This window comes from Streptomyces sp. DH12 (assembly GCF_020873895.1).
Taxonomy (GTDB): domain Bacteria; phylum Actinomycetota; class Actinomycetes; order Streptomycetales; family Streptomycetaceae; genus Streptomyces.
The window spans coordinates 1-427 of record NZ_JAHWGT010001296.1; the positions used below are offsets into that span (position 1 = coordinate 1).

Sequence of the window (427 nt, forward strand, 5' to 3'; positions counted from 1 at the left end):
TGACTGGCTGGACGACAGCTCCACCAAGATCCAGCAGATGAAGAACATCGAGCTCTCGCTGCTCGAGGAGATGGAACAGAAGGCCCGTGAGCTGCGCAGCGCCACCGAGCGCGACGCGATCATCTCCGGTGCGCTGATCCTCCTCGTGCTCGGTGTGTCCCTGGTCGGCGCCTTCGTCGTGGCCCGGTCCATGATCCGGTCGCTGCGCCGCCTGGAGGAGACCGCCACCAGGGTCGCCCAGGAGCGCCTGCCCGACCTGGTCAAGCAGCTCTCCGAGTCGGACCCGCAGGACGTCGACACCACCGTGGAATCGGTCGGTGTGCACTCCCGGGACGAGATCGGCCGCGTGGCCGCGGCCTTCGACGACGTGCACCGCGAGGCGGTCCGCCTCGCCGCCGAGCAGGCCCTGCTGCGGGGCAACGTCAAC

At 69.1% G+C, this 427-nt stretch carries 1 protein-coding gene; it reads left to right on the forward strand.

Annotated features, from left to right (window positions below; all coding sequences use genetic code 11):
* Positions 1-427, forward strand: a 427-nt coding sequence (locus tag LPA54_RS39760; RefSeq protein WP_228985276.1) for a HAMP domain-containing protein, incomplete at both ends; no start/stop codon positions are given.